The sequence below is a fragment of the Pseudomonas sp. MSSRFD41 genome, from assembly GCF_014230245.1.
GTDB lineage: Bacteria > Pseudomonadota > Gammaproteobacteria > Pseudomonadales > Pseudomonadaceae > Aquipseudomonas > Aquipseudomonas piscis.
Genome location: NZ_JACKZK010000006.1, coordinates 276764 through 292094, shown reverse-complemented (window position 1 = coordinate 292094; position 15331 = coordinate 276764). Strand labels below are relative to the sequence as shown.

Genomic DNA, 15331 nt, shown 5'->3' with positions numbered 1-15331 from the left:
ACCTTGATGCAAGGCAGCCGCCGGCATCCAGCTACGCCCCGCCAGCCGCCTGCTAATCTGCAGCGGACCTTGTGTGCCGCGAGCCTGCGCCATGTTCTTGATCCTGCTGCCCCACTTGGGTTACGACCCCACCGAAAGCAGCCTGCCCTGGCAGGCCGCCCGCGCCGCCGGCTTCGAGGCCTGCTTCGCCACGCCGCTGGGAATGCCAGCCTATGCCGATGCGCGGCTGGTGAGTATAGGTTTCGGCCCGCTCGACCCCGTGCTGATGACCCGCGCGGCAGATCTCCAGCACTACCGGCAGATGACCCGCGACCCGGCCTTTCGCAACCCCCTGGGGTATGCCGAGGTCGACCCGCAGGCGTTCGAAGGGCTGCTGATCCCCGGCGGTCATGCCCGGGGCATGCGCAGCCTGCTGGAATCGGCGCAGGTACGGCGAATCATCCTGGCGTTCTTCCAGACCGACAGACCGGTGGCAGCGGTCTGCCATGGGCCCCTGGCCCTGGCCCGCTGCATCGATCCGCAAAGCGGACGCTCGGTGCTCTACGGACGCAAGGTCACCGCCTTGCTGGCCGGCCCCATGGAGCTGCTGGCCTGGATCGTCACCGCGCCATGGCTGGGCCGCTACTACCGCACCTACGACCACTGCGTCGAGCACGAAATCAAGGCGGTGCTGGCCAGCCCGGCGGACTTCCTGCGCGGCCCGCTGCTGCCCCGGCGCGACTCGGCGGAGCATCCCGAGCGCGGTTTCGTGGTCCGTGACGGCAACCTGCTGACCGCCCGCTGGCCCGGGGATTGCCATCGTTTCGCCAACGAGTGGGTGACGCTGTTGCAGCAAGCGCGCGCGACCGCGCCTCAGCCGCTGCAGGCCAGCCGCTGACCGGGCTTGAAGGCATGCCGGTGGGCGCTCCAGACCAGCACCAGCCCCACCACGGCCAGCGCCGCCATCGTCCAGGGGAACGACCCTGCGCCATGGCGTTGCAGCAGCAGGCCGCCCACCACACCGCCGCCGGCGATCCCCAGGTTGAAGAGGGTCACCAGCATCGACTGGGCGACCTCGGCACCCTCCCCGGCAGCATCCGCCACCGCTGTCTGTAGCAGGGTCGGCGCGCCCCCGAAGGTCAGGCCCCAGGCGACGATGGCCGGCCATACCAACCACGGCTGTTCGGCGCCGATCCCCAGGAGCAACGACGCCAGGGCGAAGCCGGCCAGGCTGCACAGGGTCAGCCCGCGCAACCAGCGGTCCACCAGCAGCCCGGTGCCCCAGATGCCCAGCAGCGAGGCCAGGCCGAACAGCAGCAAGGCCCGGTCCAGGGCGCCGGACAGCCCCAGGAACTCGAGGAATGGGGCGATGTAGGTGTAGAGAATGTTGTGCGCCAGGATCCAGGCGAAGATCACCAGCAGCGCCTGGGCAATCCCCGGCGTGAGGAAAATCTCCAGCACCGGTTGGCGTCGCTCGGCCCGCTGGCCTGGATGGTCGGGCACCGCCAGGCGCACCCAGATCCACAGTCCCAGGGCCAACAGCGACAGGCCCCAGAACACCCGTTGCCAATCCATCCAGCTGCCCAGCCAGGTGCCCAGGGGTACGCCCAGGCACAGGGCCAGCGGCTGGCCCACCCCGACCACCGCCAGGGCCCGCCCCTGCAACGCCGGGACCACCAGGCGCCGAGCGTAGCCGGCCAGCAAGCCCCAGATCAGCCCTGCAGCCATGCCGGCGGCGAACCGCACGACCAGGGTCAAGCCGTAATCAGTCGAAAGCGCCGTGAGGCTGTTGCACAGCAGCAAGCCGCCGATGGCCAGCAGTAGCAATGGGCGGCGCCGCCAGCTGCGGGTCGCGGCGATCAACGGAATGGCCGCCACCACCGAGCCCAGGGCATAGACGCTGATCAACTGCCCGGCCATGGCCGGGTCGATGGCCAGGCCAGTGCTGATCTGGGGCAGCAGCCCGGCAGGCAGGGTCTCGGTAACGATGGCGATGAAGCCGGCCAGGGTCAGGGCCAGCAGGCGCCAGACCGGCAGCCGGCTGGCAACGGCCGGTACAGGTGGGTGGATAGTCATCCGCAAGGTACTCACGCAAGAAGAGAACAAAGCGCCGCCAGGCACGGTCGGACCGCGCCTGTACACGCTCAGGATCGATTGGAACAGCAGGCTCAGGCCAGGTAGGAGGCGGCCATGTCCTTGTCGCCGTGGCCCAGGTCCAGTGCACGCTGGAAACGCTGGATGCCGGCCTCGGCCAGGTCCACCCTGACCCCGGCCTGCTGCGCCGCGGCCACCATCAATTGGGCGTCCTTCAGGGCGTTGGCCAGGGTGAAGCTCGGACGGTAGTCGTCATTGAGCATGGCGGCGGTCTTGGCCTGGAAATAACCGCTGTCCAGCGGCCCCCCCGTCACCAGCTCCACCACCAGCGCCGGATCCACGCCCAGCCCCTTGGCCAGGGCCAGGCTTTCCGCCGCACCGTGGGTCAAGGCCAGGACCCAGCTGTTGAGGGCCAACTTCAAGCGGCTGGCGCCGCCGGGCTGCTCACTGGCCCACAGCACCCGCTTGGCAATGGCATCGAACAGTGGCTGCAGCGCGATCCGGTGCGCCTCGGGCCCCGCCCCCAGCACCAGCAGTTGTCCCTGCTCCGCCGGTTGCCGGGTACCCAGTACCGGTGCGTCGTAGAACACCAGCTCCCGGGCCCGGGCAAACGCCTCCAGCTCGGCGCAGGCCTGGACGCCGACCGTGGCCATCTGCAGCCACAACGTGCCCGGTTGCAAGCCACTGGCGGCCTGCTCCATGGCTGCCAGCACCGCCGGCCCGTCCTTGTGCAGGGTGATGATCACCTCGGCCCCGCCTACGGCTTCGCTCGCCTGCGTGCAAAACCGGACCCCATCGGCTGCCAGCGCCTGGGCCTTGTGCGGCGTGCGGTTCCAGGCCCGCACGGCGAACCCCTGGCGTTGCAGGTTGCGCGCCACCGCGGCGCCCATGATGCCGATACCCAGTACAGCCACGGAACGCAATTGCTTGGTCATCTTCGATTTCTCCGGTCTCAGCAATTAATGGAATGATCATTCCAATACAGGGTAAAAAAACCGGCCATTCCAGCGGATGGCCGATCAGTCTTGCCCATGGTTCGCAGCCTGGGGAGCTAGTCCAGGCTGGCCAGGGCGACTTCCACCACATCCAGCAAACGCCGGCGGCGCTCCTGCGGCAAACTGCCCTTGCCCAGTACCCGCAGGCCCTGGACGGTGCATACCACGAAGCTGGCCAGGGCCCGGGGATCCTTGTGCGCGGCGACCTGCCCCTGCTCCTGGCCGCGGCGCAACAGCCGCTCCAGGGCGGCCTCGATACGCTGGAAGTTCTGCGCCACCAGTTGCGCCACCAGCGGATCCTGCCCGGCGACCTCCAGCGCGGCATTGGCCGCCAGGCAGCCCAGGCGCTGGGCGTCTTGCAGTTCGTTGTCGACGATCTTCATCAACAGGCGCCGGACCAGCTCCGGGGCCGGAGCGTCTTCGGCCAGCAGCTCGACGTTAGCCGTGGTCAGTTGCTGGTAGCGCTTGAGCGCGCAGGTGTACAGCCCGTGCTTGCTGTCGAAGGCGTTGTACAGGCTGCTGCGGCTCAGGCCAGTGCCCTCCACCAGGTCCTGGATCGAGGTGGCGGCATACCCGCGCTGCCAGAACACCTGCATGGCCGCATCGGCGATCTGGTCGGGGTCGAACTCCTTGGGACGCACGGCAAGTACCTTTTCTGGAATGAACGTTCCACAATTTAGAGGTACAAGCGCTGTTCGTCAACCGCCCCGGAGGGGGACTCCAGGGCGGCGAGCTGGTTTCAAGCGTGGACCCAGCGCCGATGCAGGTTCCGGGCCAGGGCATCGAGGACAAAGCCGAGGACGCCGATCAACAGCACCATGGCCATCAGTTCCGAGTAGGCCAGGCGATCGCGGGTATCGAGGATGAAATATCCCAGGCCGGCGCTGACCCCGAGCATCTCGCACGGCACCAGCACGATCCACAGGATGCCGATGGCCAGGCGCACGCCGGTCAGTACATGCCCCAGCACCCCCGGCAGGATCACCTTGTGCAGGGTTTCCCAGCGCGTGGCACTCAGGCTGCGGCTCAGTTGCAGCCAGCGCGGGTCCAGTTGCCGTACTCCGGCCGCGGTGTTGAGCAGGATCGGCCACAGGGCGGCGAACGCCAGCAGGAAATAGATCGGCTGGTCGCCCACGCCCATCAGCATCACCACCACCGGCATCCAGGACAGCGGCGAGATCATCCGCAGGAACTGGAACGCCGGGGTGGTGGCCGCCTCCAGGTGCCGATAGCTGCCCACCAGCAAGCCCAGGGGCACGCCGATCAACAGGGCCAGCAGCAGCCCCACCAGGATCCGCTTGAGGCTCACCCAGGCATGCTCGTACACCTGGGGTTGCCCCAGCAGCTCGAACAGGCTGGCGAACGTCGCCTCGGGAGAGAAGCGTGCCGCCAGTCCATCGTCACCCGCCAGGTGCACGCCCAGCCACCAGCCCAGCAACAGGCTCGCCAGCCCGGCCAGCCCCAGGCCCCAATGCCCCAGGGAGGAAGGTCGCTTGTCCATCAAGGGGCGAACTCCTCACTGCGCTCGAAGCTATCGGCCAGGCCGAAAGCCTTGAGCCCGCCGACGCTGGCGATGGCGTTGCGCACGAAGCGATCGTCCACCAGGTCCCGGGCGGTGTGCTGGGGGTCGAGAGCGGCAAGGAAACCCTTGTCGCCTTCGATCAAGGTGTCCTTCAGGCGCTTGACCAGTTCCTCGGTGTAGCTGGGGAACGGATACGGCTGGAAATCGATGCGCTGCTCATCCCATTGGCCATTGCGGATCGCTCCACTGGCCAGGTAAGCCTCGCGGTCCGTGGCGGCTGGCGCCAACACCCGGTCCAGCACCTGGGGCGCGTGGGGGGTGTAGCGGTTGCTGCCGTCCTTGGACAGCAATCGGGCGGCTTCGGCGCGGTGCTCGCGGGTCCAGAGCTGGGCCTTGACGATGGCGTTGACCACCTTCTGCGACCACTCGGGACGGTGGTTCAAGTCTTGCTCGTGCATGAACACCACGCAGCAGGCGTGGTTGCGCCAGACATCGCCGGTGAAGCGTTGTACCCGGCCGACCTTGAGTTCCTCGGCCAGGGCATTGAAGGGCTCGGCGACGATGTAGCCGGCAATGCGCTTGCTGGCCAGGGCCGGCGGCATGTCCGACGGCGGCAGCACCACCAGGTTGACCTCATTGGCGCCCAGGGCGCTGCCCGCGGCCTTGCTCACCGGCACCAGGCCGTTGTCGCGCAGCAGCTGCTGCAGCACCACGTTGTGGATCGAGTACCAGAACGGAATCGCCAGGGACTGCCCCGCCAACTGCCGGACCTCGGTGATGCCGGGAGCCACGGTCAGGCCGGAACCGCCGACATGGTTCCAGGCCACCACCTTGGCCGGCACCTGACTGCCGTAGCGGGCCCAGACGGTCATCGGCGACAGCAGGTGGATGACGTTGACCTGCCCGGAAATGAACGCCTCGATCACTTGGGCCCAGCTGCGTAACAGCACCGGGCGTTCGGCCTTGATGCCCTCGGCCTCGAACAGGCCGTTGTTGTGGGCGACCAACAAGGGCGTGGCATCGGTGATCGGCAGGTAACCGATGCGCACCGGCGCATCCGGCTCCAGGGCCGCGCGAGCCTGCAGGCTGTTGAGCAGCGGCAAGGCACCACCGGCGGTCAGCAGCGCGCTGAGTTTGAGGAAGTCACGACGCGTGTGGGTGAAGTCGTCCAGGCACATGGTCAATCTCCGACGGTGCAGGCAAAGGGGAATTGAGGGGGGTGCGGCTCGCCCGCCGAAGGGTCTTGAGAATCTCGATGCGCAAGGCGCCCAGTTCCTCGATCCGTTCGGCGCGCGGAGCCGGCAGGTCGATGCGCCACTGGCCGAGGATGTGCGCCGGGCTGTTACCCAGTAGCAGCACCCGGTCGGACAGCAGCAGGGCCTCGTCGATATCGTGGGTGATCAGCAGCGCCGCAGTGCGGTGCTGGCCGATCACCTGGAGCAGCAGTTGCTGCATGTCGGCCCGGGTCACCTCGTCCAGGGCGCCGAAGGGCTCGTCCAGCAACAGCACCTGGGGTTGACGGGCCAGGCAGCGGGCCAGCGCGGTACGCTGGGCCATGCCGCCCGACAACTGCGCCGGGTAGCGCTGGCGCGCATGTTCCAGGCCGACATCGGCGATGGCCTGGTCGATGCGCTCCTGGCGCTGGCGGGCACTCAGGTGCGGCTGGCGGGCGAAGTCCAGGCCAAAGGCGACGTTGTGCTCGAGGTTCAGCCAGGGCAGCAGGCTCGGGTCCTGGAACGCCACCGCAACCCGTGGATGGGGGCCTTCCAGCGCCTCGCCGGCCAGGCTCACCTGGCCCTTGTGCGGTGCCTGCAAACCGGCCAGGACCCGCAGCAGGCTGGATTTGCCGACGCCGCTGGGCCCCAGTACCGAGACCACTTCCCCGGCTTGCAACTGCAGGTCGAAGTCTTCCAGTACCGAGTGCCAGCCATCCGGCCCGTGGTACCCCAGGCTCACCTGCCGGGCGTTCAACAGGCCGCTCATGCAACGTTCCGCGCCTGGCGTTGCAGCTCGGCGCGCAATTGCACCAGGCTCGGGGTGACGATGGGCACGAACGCCGACTCGCGCCAGCGCCGGGCGAAGCCACTGCCGTGCTCGCACAGATAGGCCTTGCCGCCACTGGCCTGCAACTCCAGCTGCACGGCACTGGCAGTGGCTTCGGCCAGGGCGATGCGCACCCGGAACAGCGCCGCAGGCTGGCCGAGGAAGCGACCATCGAGCAGGCCGGCCTTGAGCTGCGTGACGCTCTGCTCCAGCGCCTGGCGTTGCTGCTGCAGAGGCTCCTGGAGTATCGAGCGCTGCCCCAGGTGGCTCTCGACTTCGGCCAGGGCCCGGCGCGCCAGGCCAATGGACAAGGCGCATTGCAAGCCGAGGAACCCCGGGCGCAGCGCCGGCAGGAACACCCGGGCATCGTCGTGCAGCAGCCAGTCGCGGGTGAGCTGCACCTGCTCCAGGTCCAGGGCCGCGGTGTTGCTCGATTGCAGGCCCATCAGTTGCAGGTCGTCGGAACGTTGCAGGCCCGGCAAGGCATCGGGGATCGCCAGGATCAAGGGCGCACCACCCTCCTCGCGTTCCACCGCTGCGGCCACCACGAACCCGCTCCTGCGCAGGTTGGTGACCCAGTGCAGGCGCCCGTTCAGGCTCCAGCCGTGTTCCTGGTCACGGGCGCGGACCTGCAGGGCCTCGATTCCGGAGAGGTACTTCATGGCGTTGGACAGCCCGGTGGCACCGGCCAGCTCGCCACTGAGCAGCGCTGGCAACAGGCGCTCGCGCAGGGCCTGGTTGGGGCTGTGCAGCAAGTACTCGATGAAGGCCCGCTGGCCCCAGCAGACGAACGCTGCCGCCAGGGAATGACTGGCCACTTCGGCCATGGCCTCCAGGGTATCGGTCAGGTCGCCGCCGCTTCCCCCCAGTTCCTGGTCGATGCCGATCCGTAGCACGCCACCGGCCGCCAGCTGGGCGAGCACCGACTGCGGGTCGCATTGCCCCAGGTCCAGTGCCTGGGCCTGGGCATCCAGCCATTGACTCAATTGCGTATCGAGCATGTGATTTCTCCTTGAAAAAGGCGCCGCCAACCTGCCGGCGCCCTGGCTCATTGACCTTGCGCGGACCAGCGATACTTGGCCAGCTCGGGGTTCAGTTCAGTACCGGCGAACACGTTGGCGAAGTTGCACAGGGTCGCCAGGCTGATGCCCAGGATCACCTCCAGGGCATTGCCTTCGCTGTATCCTGCGGCCTTGAATTCGGCGTAACGCTGGTCGCTGACCTTGCCCCGGGTGGCGATGACTTCCCGGGCGAAGGCCGCCAGGGCCTCCAGCCGGGCCTCGGGCAAGGTGCTCTGCTCACGCAGGGCGCTGATCACCGGATCGGCGAGTTTGGCCTTGTTCAGGGCCACGGCGGTATGACCTGCGACACAAAAATCGCAACCATGGGTGGTCGCGGCAATCAATTGCACCACTTCACGCTCGGCCAGGCTCAGTTCGGACTTGGCGTTGAGTCCCGAGACCGTGACATAGGTTTCCAGGGCAGCCGGGGCATTGGCCAGGATGCCCAGCAGGTTGGGAATGTAGCCTGAGTTCTTCTGGGCGTTTTCCAGGAATGGCCGGGCCGCTTCTGGAGCGCTGGACAAGGTGTGTAGAGTGACGCGGGACATGGAGTGGACTCCTGCTGTGTAGGTGTGCGTCAAGTCTGTTGGTTATAAGAATTCCGATCCATATTCTAAAGTAGCGATTACTTGCTCCTGAGTATTTCCCTTAGATGATTTCGTCGAACCCAATGGTTGATTGGTTATTAGAAGGCCTGGAGCTGGACGCCAGCCTGTTCCACGTCGGACGCTACTGCGGCGGCTGGCATGCCAGTACCCAGGGCCTGGCCCGGGCCAGTTTCCACCTGATCGTGCAGGGGCACTGCTGGCTGCATATCGACGGGCTGTCCCAGGCGGAGCGCCTGGAAGCTGGTGATGCGGTGTTCCTGTTGCAGGACCTGGACTACCGGTTGTCCAGCGCGCAGCAAGCCTCCCAGGCGCAGCAGTTGCCACGCCTGCCCATGGCCGCCCTGGACCTGGGCGCCCAGGATGGGGTCGGACTGGTGTGCGGTTTCTTCCACTTCAAGTCCGGGCTGTCGTCGCTGATCATCGAGGGCTTGCCCGGCTGGATCGTGCTGCGCGCCGGCGATCCATCGCTCGCCGCGGCCCGGGCCCTGTTCCAGCTGATTCTCGAGGAATGCCGGCGCGACCCCGCACCATCCGCCGCCCTGCTGGAGCGCCTGAGCCACTTGCTGTTCCTGTATGTGCTGCGCCAGCAAGTCAATGATCGCCAGGACCTGGGTGGCCTGGTGGCGCTGGCCCGGCACCCGGCCTTCGCGTCGTTGCTCGAGCAGTTGATCCAGCATCCCGGCCAGCCCTGGCCCCTGGAAAGCATGGCGGCCCTCACCGGCCTGTCGCGCTCGGCGTTCTTCAAGCGCTTCAACGAACTGGCCGGGCAATCACCGGGGCAGGTCCTGCTGGCCTTGCGCATGCGCCATGCCTGCCAACTGCTCAAGGCCAACCAGACCGTTGAACAAGCCGGCGCCGCCGTCGGTTACCAGTCCATCGCCGCCTTCACCCGAGCCTTCACCAAGGCCGTGGGCCTGCAACCGGGGGCCTATCGCAAGCAGCATGAAGGACGTTGAGCCTCAGGAGCGGCTCGGGCAACCCAGCGACCGTGGCTGGCGCAAGGCCAGGGCGCAACAGCACGCCGCGACCAGGGTGATGGCGGCCATTACCTGCAGCAACTGGGCGAAAGCCTGGCTATAGAGCTGCCACAGCAAGGGCTGCGACAACGCATCGGCCAGCGCCGGCAGCACGGCCCCATCCCCCATGGCCAGGGCGGTGGCCGCAGCCGCCACGGCACTTGGGTCATATCCCGGCAAGCCGTTGGCCAATCCGCCGACGAGCAGGGCCTTGAGCAAGGCCAGGCCGGCCGCCACGCAGATCGCTTCACCGCAGGCGCGCAGGGTGGTGAAGATGCCCGTAGCCATCCCGGCCCGCTCCACCGGCACCACACTGACCGACAGATCATCCATCAGCCCCCAGGGCAGGCCGGTGCCGATGCCGATCACCAGCAGCGGCCAGAGCAGCGCCATGGCCGGCTGCCCCACAGGCACTTGGCTCAACCAGAGCAGGCCGCCGGCAGCGATCACCAGGCCCAGGCACGACAGGCTGGCCGCGCTGCACCAGCGAACCAGCAGGCCCGCCACGAACGGCACCAGCGCCATCGGCGCCGACAGGGCGATCATCATCGCCCCGGCACGCCAGGGGCCCAGGCCTTCGATGCCGATCAGGCGCAATGGCAGGAGAATCAGCAGGACGATGAAGCACACGGCGGTCGCCACCGGCAACAGCTGGATCCCGATGAACCGTCGGTAACCGAACAGGCTCAGGTCCAGCATTGGCCGCCGGTGCCGCAACTCGATGTGGATGAACACCCCCAGGCTCAGTGCTGCGCCCACCAACAGGCCCAGGACCCGCAGGCTACCGAGGCCATCCTGGGGGATCTGCATGATGGCGAACGTGAGCGATACCAGGAAGGTGCTGAAGGTGAAGATGCCTGACTTGTCCAGTGCCTGGGCTCCGGGGTCGCGGCTCTCTTGCATACGCGGTACACCGAAGATCAGCACCGCGCCACCTATCACCGCCCCCAGCAGGAAGATCGATTGCCAGCCCGCTAGCTGTACCAGGGCCCCGGCAATTACCGGCCCGGAGGCCAGGCCCAGGCCGAAGGCGCTGCCCAGCAGGCTGAAGGCCCGGGTCCGGGCCCGACCTTCGAACGCCTGGGCCAGGGCCGCAGCGCCGGCGGCCATGGCCAGGGCCGCCGCGAATCCTTGCAAGCCCCGCAACAGATCCAGCAGCCAGACCTCGCGGCAGAAGCCGATCAGCAGCGACAACGCGGTGAAACCGGCCATGCCCAGGACGAAGACGCGCTTGCGCCCGTAGCGATCGGCCAGGGTTCCGGCCAGCATCACCGAACTGCCGAAGCTCAGGGCGAAGGCGTTGATCACCCAGGCCAGGGCCACCGGGCCGCCGCCTAGGGCTTGCTCGATGGCGGGCAAGGCCATGGCCGGGCCGGTGTACTCCAGGGGCAGGATCAGACCGGCGGCGCAGACCGCGAACAAGATCCAGTAACGATCGGTAGCTGAGGGAGAAGACATGGGACCAGGCTCGAAATCCAGTGAGCCTGTGATGCTATTACTGCGTTTTATGCATTGACATGACCGCCACGTCAAAATCAAATTGCGCCATGCGCAAGAATCCAGACAACGCCGCATGGCGGATATTTTTCCGGGTAGTGGAGCGCGGCAGCCTGACCCTGGCCGCCGAGGACCTGGCCCTGGAGCCCTCTTCGGTCAGCCGCCAGCTCACCGCCCTGGAGCACCGGCTCAATACCCAGTTGCTCAATCGGAGCACCCGCAAGGTCAGCCTGACACCGGCCGGCACCCGGGCCTATGAACAGATGCGCCCGTTGCTGGAGGAGATGGACGCCTTGCTGGCCAGCCTCGACCAGGGCACTCCCGAGCTCTCTGGACGCCTGCGAGTCAGCGCCCCGGTGGCCCTGGGCGAACGTCATGTCAGCACCTGGCTCGCCGGTTTCCAGCGCCAGCATCCGGCCCTGGTCCTGGACCTGGTGCTGTCCGACCGGGCGCTGGACCTGATGGCCGAAGGCATCGATGTCGCGCTGCGGGTGGGCCACCTGCGGGCCTCGTCCCTGGTGGCCCGCCCCCTGGGACAGTTATCCCATGGCCTGTACGCCAGCCCTGACTATCTGCGAGTCCATGGCGCCCCACTCCAGCCAGCGGATCTGGGCGAACATCGGGCGCTGGTCTACTCCTGGATGACCGAGCAGAACCCGAGCCAGCTGCTGCTCAGCCAAGCCGGCGAGGTGGCGAAAGTCGAGCTCAAGGCCAGCTTCTTCCTCAACAGCCTCGGCGCTATCCATAGCGCCCTGCTGGCCGGCGCCGGACTGCACGCCGGGCCGGACTGGCTGCTGGCGCCGTCGGCACGCCGTGGAGAACTGGTGAAACTCCTGCCCAACTGGCAACTACCCGCCCTGCCGGTGCACCTGATGCGCCTGCACAGCCGTTTCGTGCCCCAGCGCATCAGCGCCCTGTGCGATTGGCTGGAGCAGTGCTGGCAGCAGCTGGAAGACTTGCGCTGAGCGTCAGTTCAGCGCCGATGGGCCAGGGACCTGACCAGGCGATCGCCGGCACTCTGCACCCCCTGGACCAGCAGCACCAGGATCACCACAGTGGCCACCATGACCTGGTTGTTGAAGCGCTGGTAACCGTAGCGGATCGCCAGGTCCCCCAGGCCCCCGCCACCAATGACCCCGGCCATGGAAGAAAAGCCGATCAGCAGCACCAGGGTCAGGGTCAACCCGGCCAGCAGCGCCGGCAGCGCCTCGGGCAGCAGCACCTTGCCGATCACATGGCCGACATGCCCACCCATGGCCAGCACCGCCTCGATCCGGCCCTTGTCCACCTCGTCCAGGGCGTTCTCGACGATCCGGGCGAAGAACGGGAAGGCGCCGATGCTGATCGGCACCACGGCGGCGGTGCTGCCCAAGGTGGTCCCCACCACCAGCCGGGTCAGGGGGATCAGGGCGATCAGCAGCACCACGAAGGGCAGTGAGCGCCCCAGGTTGACCAACATCCCCAGCAAGCGGTTGAGTCGCACCATGGGGAGCAGCCCGTCCTGGCGGCTGACGAACAGCAAGATGCCCAGGGGCAGGCCGATCAGCACAGTGAACAGCGCGGCCAGCAGCACCATGTACAGGGTTTCGCCGGTGGCGTTGAGCAGCAGTTGCGCCAGTTCGGGCCCATCCAGTGCCAGGCTCATAGCCGCTCACTCCGCACACCGCGCTGGGCCAGGGCGCCCAACAGCTGCTCGAAGCGGCCTGGGTCCGCCGCGCCGGCAGCGATACGCAAGCGCCCTACCCGCTGGCCGGCCACGGTCTCCACGCCGGCGGCCAGGACCTGCAGCTTCAGCGCCTGCTGCTGGCTCAACTGTTCCAGTAGCGGCGCGGCGCGCTGGTTATCGAAAAAGGTCAATTCGGCCTGCAGTTGCTCGCCTGCCACGGGCAGGTTGTAGCCCGGCAGCAGTGCCCGCCCGAGCGCGGACTGCGGGTCCGCCAGCAGGCGCTCGATCGGCCCGCACTCGAGCAACTGCCCGGCAGCCAGCGAGGCCGCGTGGCTGCAGATCGCGCGCACCACCTCCAGTTCATGGGTGATCAGCACTATGGTCAGCCCCAGCTCACGGTTGATCCGTTGCAGCAGTTGCAGGATCGAGGCCGTGGTGTCCGGATCCAGGGCACTGGTGGCCTCGTCCGAGAGCAGGTAGCGCGGACTGGCCGCCAGGGCGCGGGCGATGCCTACTCGTTGCTTCTGGCCACCGGACAACTGTGTGGGAAACGCCTGGGCCTTGTCGCCCAGCCCCACCAGTTCCAGCAACTCCAGGACTCGGGCGCGGCGTTGCGTCTTGGCCAGGCCGGCGATTTCCAGCGGTACCGCGACGTTATCCAGCACCGTGCGTGAATGCAGCAGGTTGAAGCCCTGGAAGATCATGCCGATGCGCTGGCGCTGGCGACGCAACGCGGCTCCGGACAGGCGGCCCAGGTCCTGGCCATCCACCAGTACCCGCCCGCTGCTGGGGCGCTCCAGCAGGTTCAGGCAGCGCAACAGGGTGGACTTGCCGGCACCACTGCGGCCGAGGATGCCGTAGATCGCTCCGTCGGGAATCTCCAGCGATACCTGCTGCAAGGCCGCCGGCTGGCCGTCACCGTAGCTCTTGCCCAGTTGCTGGACCTGGATCATGGCTGCTGGCTCGCGACCGGGAGTACCGAGCCGGCGAAGGTCCGGGTGATGAAACCGGCCACTTCAGGCGATGCCAGGTCCTTGGCCAGTTGGCGAATACGGGGATCGTCCTTGAGCTCGGGCGTGGTCACCAGGATATTGGCATAGGGGTTGTGCTCGGCCTGCTCCAGGCCCAGGGCATCCTTGGCCGGCACCAGCCCGGCCTCCAGGGCGTAGTTGCCGTTGATCACCGCCAGGTCCACGTCCTCCAGGGCCCGGGGAATCTGCGGCGACTCGATCTCGAGGATCTTCAGGTGCCGTGGGTTCTCGGCAATGTCCTTGGCAGTCGCCTGGTCGCGGGCCGGATCGCTGAAACCGGGCTTGAGGCGGATCAACCCATGGTCCTGCAACAGGTAAAGGGCGCGGCTGAGGTTGGTGACGTTGTTGGGCACCGCCACCGTACCGCCCTGGGGCACCTGGTCGAAAGCCTGATGCCGCCGGGAATAGATGCCCAAGGGTTCGATATGTACGCTGGCCGCCACCGCGAACGGTTGCCCGAGGGCCTGCTCCTGGGACTTGAGGTATGGCAGGTGCTGGAAGTAGTTGGCGTCCACATCGCCATGGGCCAGCAGCTCATTGGAGTTCACACCGTTGGGAATCTCGATCACCTTGAGCTCCAACTGGGGGTCGAGCTTTTGCACATAGGCGAGGATCTGGGCGTGGGGCACCGGGTCGGCGGCGACTCGCAGCGGTTGCGCGGCGGCGCCCAAGGGGCCGAGCCCGATCAGCAACGCCAGGGCGGACAGATAGGTCTTCTGCATGGGCAATGTCCTTGATCGACGAAAAGGTCAGGCACTCACGGCCTTGGGCACCAGGGCATCGGCATAGAAGCGCCGGGCCACATCCGGATGCGAACGCAGGCGGCCCTTGAGGTAGTTCCAGCCAACGTCTCGAAACAGCGGGTTGTGCGGGTCGCTGGCCGGGCCGCGGGCTTCGTCTCGCAACGCTGCGGGCAATGGATACAGCGGCACTCGGGCATCCAGCTGGGCGCCGAGGAAAAACGCCAGGGACAGCCGCTCGCGCCCCGCCGGTGGCGACAGGACCCGGTGCACGGTAGCCCGCAGGTAGCCATGGGTGGCCAGCTCCAGCAGCTCGCCGATGTTCACCACCAGGGTGCCGTCCCGTGGCGGGGCATCGATCCAGCGGTCCTCCTCAACTTGCACTTGCAAGCCCGCCTGCTGGTCTTGCAACAGGAAGCTGAGGAACCCCGAGTCCTTGTGCGCCCCGACGCCCTGGTTGCTCTGCCCGGGCACCTGGCCCGGATAGCGGATCAGCTTGATATGTTCGTTGGGACGCTCACCGTACAGCTCATCGAATGCGGTCTCCGGCAACGACAATGCCAGGGCGAAGGCGCGCAGCAGGCGCAGGGACATGCCGGTCATCGCCTGCTGCCACTGAAGCAGCAACGGCTTGAATTCAGGCAACTGCGCGGGCCACTGATTGGGTCCTTGCAGGCGAACCCAGGGTGGGCTGTGCGGCTCCAGGTCCAGGGCCGGGCGCTCGGCTCCCAGGTCGAACTGTTCGCGCAGGTCCGGCTGGCCACGGGTGATTTCCGAGGCCGCGCGGGTGTAGCCACGAAAGTGCGGCGAGTGGATCATGTCCACCGCAGCCTTGTCGGCCTCGGGCAAGGCAAAGAAGGCCCTGGCCTGGTCCTGCACTCGACGCAACAGCTGGCTGTCGAGGCCATGTCCTTTGAGGTAGAAGAAACCGACATCCCGCGCCGCCTGGCGCAGGTCGTCGAGAAAGGCCTGGCGCGGTTCGGGCGCGGCGTCCAGCTGGGCCAGATCCAGGACAGGTAATGCAGTGATATCCAGCGAATGCGGCATGTTTCACTCCCCTGTGAATGATCATCTCCGAA

Annotated in this window: 16 protein-coding genes; 3 read left to right on the top strand and 13 right to left on the bottom strand. The window is 67.2% G+C overall.

Translation table 11 applies throughout. The annotated features are described in order from the left end of the window. The first annotated feature begins 91 nt into the window (after positions 1-91). Entirely contained in the window at positions 92-877 is a 786-nt protein-coding gene (locus H7A76_RS12965) for a type 1 glutamine amidotransferase domain-containing protein (protein ID WP_185698848.1), read from the top strand. On the opposite strand, the gene H7A76_RS12960 is transcribed toward H7A76_RS12965, so the two are convergent. The 8 genes from H7A76_RS12960 to H7A76_RS12925 all read right to left on the bottom strand — a co-directional run bounded on the left by H7A76_RS12960 (position 853) and on the right by H7A76_RS12925 (position 8242). Then, positions 853-2055: an MFS transporter gene (locus H7A76_RS12960; RefSeq protein ID WP_185698847.1), complete on the bottom strand. Its 1203-nt coding sequence runs from the start codon at positions 2053-2055 to the stop codon at positions 853-855. The two genes, H7A76_RS12965 and H7A76_RS12960, sit on opposite strands and share 25 nt — an antisense overlap. 92 nt (positions 2056-2147) lie before the next feature. After that, entirely contained in the window at positions 2148-3008 is an 861-nt protein-coding gene (locus H7A76_RS12955; protein WP_185698846.1) for an NAD(P)-dependent oxidoreductase, read from the bottom strand. 116 nt (positions 3009-3124) lie between these two features. After that, complete coding sequence (locus tag H7A76_RS12950) at positions 3125-3709, bottom strand: TetR/AcrR family transcriptional regulator (RefSeq protein WP_185698845.1); 585 nt, start codon at positions 3707-3709, stop codon at positions 3125-3127. Between the two features lie 98 nt (positions 3710-3807). Then, positions 3808-4569 (bottom strand): ABC transporter permease, encoded by a 762-nt coding sequence (locus H7A76_RS12945; RefSeq protein ID WP_185698844.1) that lies wholly within the window; start codon positions 4567-4569, stop codon positions 3808-3810. After that, a complete protein-coding gene (locus H7A76_RS12940) occupies positions 4569-5768 on the bottom strand; it encodes an ABC transporter substrate-binding protein (protein WP_185698843.1) in 1200 nt (399 codons plus the stop codon). The genes H7A76_RS12945 and H7A76_RS12940 overlap by 1 nt, the downstream gene beginning before the upstream one ends. After that, entirely contained in the window at positions 5734-6573 is an 840-nt protein-coding gene (locus tag H7A76_RS12935; protein WP_185698842.1) for an ABC transporter ATP-binding protein, read from the bottom strand. The genes H7A76_RS12940 and H7A76_RS12935 overlap by 35 nt, the downstream gene beginning before the upstream one ends. Then, entirely contained in the window at positions 6570-7634 is a 1065-nt protein-coding gene (locus H7A76_RS12930) for an acyl-CoA dehydrogenase family protein (protein ID WP_185698841.1), read from the bottom strand. The genes H7A76_RS12935 and H7A76_RS12930 overlap by 4 nt, the downstream gene beginning before the upstream one ends. 47 nt (positions 7635-7681) lie before the next feature. Continuing rightward, on the bottom strand, positions 7682-8242 hold the full coding sequence (locus H7A76_RS12925) for a carboxymuconolactone decarboxylase family protein (RefSeq protein WP_185698840.1): 561 nt from the start codon (positions 8240-8242) through the stop codon (positions 7682-7684). A 104-nt stretch (positions 8243-8346) separates the two neighbouring features. Here H7A76_RS12925 and H7A76_RS12920 point away from each other — a divergent pair, with 104 nt between their 5' ends. Continuing rightward, positions 8347-9258, top strand: a complete 912-nt coding sequence (locus tag H7A76_RS12920) for an AraC family transcriptional regulator (RefSeq protein ID WP_185698839.1) — start codon at positions 8347-8349, stop codon at positions 9256-9258. A gap of 3 nt (positions 9259-9261) precedes the next feature. Here the strand turns inward: H7A76_RS12920 and H7A76_RS12915 are convergent, their stop codons facing one another. Next, positions 9262-10776 carry an MFS transporter gene (locus H7A76_RS12915; RefSeq protein WP_185698838.1) on the bottom strand — a complete coding sequence of 505 codons (1515 nt, stop codon included), beginning with the start codon at positions 10774-10776 and terminating at the stop codon, positions 9262-9264. 89 nt (positions 10777-10865) lie between these two features. Here H7A76_RS12915 and H7A76_RS12910 point away from each other — a divergent pair, with 89 nt between their 5' ends. Continuing rightward, positions 10866-11780 carry a LysR family transcriptional regulator gene (locus tag H7A76_RS12910; RefSeq protein ID WP_185698837.1) on the top strand — a complete coding sequence of 305 codons (915 nt, stop codon included), beginning with the start codon at positions 10866-10868 and terminating at the stop codon, positions 11778-11780. An 8-nt stretch (positions 11781-11788) separates the two neighbouring features. Here the strand turns inward: H7A76_RS12910 and H7A76_RS12905 are convergent, their stop codons facing one another. Genes H7A76_RS12905 through H7A76_RS12890 form a run of 4 tightly spaced genes read right to left on the bottom strand, consistent with a single transcriptional unit; the run spans position 11789 to position 15299 of the window. Further along, positions 11789-12460: a methionine ABC transporter permease gene (locus H7A76_RS12905; protein WP_185698836.1), complete on the bottom strand. Its 672-nt coding sequence runs from the start codon at positions 12458-12460 to the stop codon at positions 11789-11791. Further along, positions 12457-13434: a methionine ABC transporter ATP-binding protein gene (locus H7A76_RS12900; protein WP_185698835.1), complete on the bottom strand. Its 978-nt coding sequence runs from the start codon at positions 13432-13434 to the stop codon at positions 12457-12459. The genes H7A76_RS12905 and H7A76_RS12900 overlap by 4 nt, the downstream gene beginning before the upstream one ends. Next, positions 13431-14234, bottom strand: a complete 804-nt coding sequence (locus tag H7A76_RS12895; protein WP_185698834.1) for a MetQ/NlpA family ABC transporter substrate-binding protein — start codon at positions 14232-14234, stop codon at positions 13431-13433. The genes H7A76_RS12900 and H7A76_RS12895 overlap by 4 nt, the downstream gene beginning before the upstream one ends. Before the next feature lie 27 nt (positions 14235-14261). Continuing rightward, positions 14262-15299 (bottom strand): isopenicillin N synthase family oxygenase, encoded by a 1038-nt coding sequence (locus tag H7A76_RS12890; RefSeq protein WP_185698833.1) that lies wholly within the window; start codon positions 15297-15299, stop codon positions 14262-14264. Positions 15300-15331: the final 32 nt, after the last annotated feature.